The organism is Helicobacter vulpis, from assembly GCF_003660395.1.
In the GTDB taxonomy this organism is placed as follows: domain Bacteria; phylum Campylobacterota; class Campylobacteria; order Campylobacterales; family Helicobacteraceae; genus Helicobacter; species Helicobacter vulpis.
This window is the reverse complement of record NZ_QXQT01000079.1, coordinates 1-711: the sequence shown is the minus strand read 5'-3', so window position 1 is coordinate 711 and position 711 is coordinate 1. Positions and strand designations below refer to the sequence as shown.

The following is a 711-nucleotide window of genomic DNA, read 5'->3' as shown; positions in this document are numbered from 1 at the left end:
AAAGACTTGGTTAAGGTAGGGGGTGAGCATTAAAACCCCCCAAAGTACCACACAAGAGATAAGCACAGAAGTACAAAGTTAAAAGATTTCATTGATTGGCTCTTTCTTGTAATCCCATTTCGTTTGACTTTTGGGGGGGTTTATGCTACCCTTATTGTAGGAGTTTAGGGGCGGACTCTTGCCCCTAGTAAAGCCTTGAGAGGGAATAGTACTCAAGGTTTCTCCCTGTCGTGATAGGCTGTAATGATCCAGTGGTTGTGCGTAGCCTCTCCCTTCCAGTTCTTTTTTAGCCCTACTCTAAAGGTCTTATCTCCTATTCTGCATACCATGCCTATTCTCCCCCCCTCTTGTTTCACCACTTCCCCATTTTGTATAATTTTTTCTAGCCCATTCCCCAACCTCTCCAAAGCATTAGCCCCCTCAAAAGGACTAAAGTCATCAAGGTGCTTTTCTACAATCTTGCTTAAGCCATGTCCTTGTATCTTGCCCTCTTTGTTTCTAACTTCTCCCCACACCAAATCAATATAGCCCAACCCCTCTTTATAAAACGCTCCGGCTACTTGCCCGCGTTTTTCTTTTAAAAGCTTGCTAACCGCCTCTTTGCCCTTGAGCGCAAATTCTTTAAAATTCTCCCCAAAGGCGGGATTGGGTTTTAAAATGTCTTCTAAAAGCTTGTTTTTAAATCTAATGGCGTCTAAAATATCTTGCTTG

At 42.9% G+C, this 711-nt stretch carries 1 protein-coding gene; it reads right to left on the bottom strand.

The genetic code is table 11. From position 1 onward, the window contains the following. Positions 1 to 212: 212 nt before the first annotated feature. The coding region (locus EAO38_RS08655; protein ID WP_456237305.1) for a putative barnase/colicin E5 family endoribonuclease at positions 213 to 711 on the bottom strand (499 nt) is incomplete at its 5' end.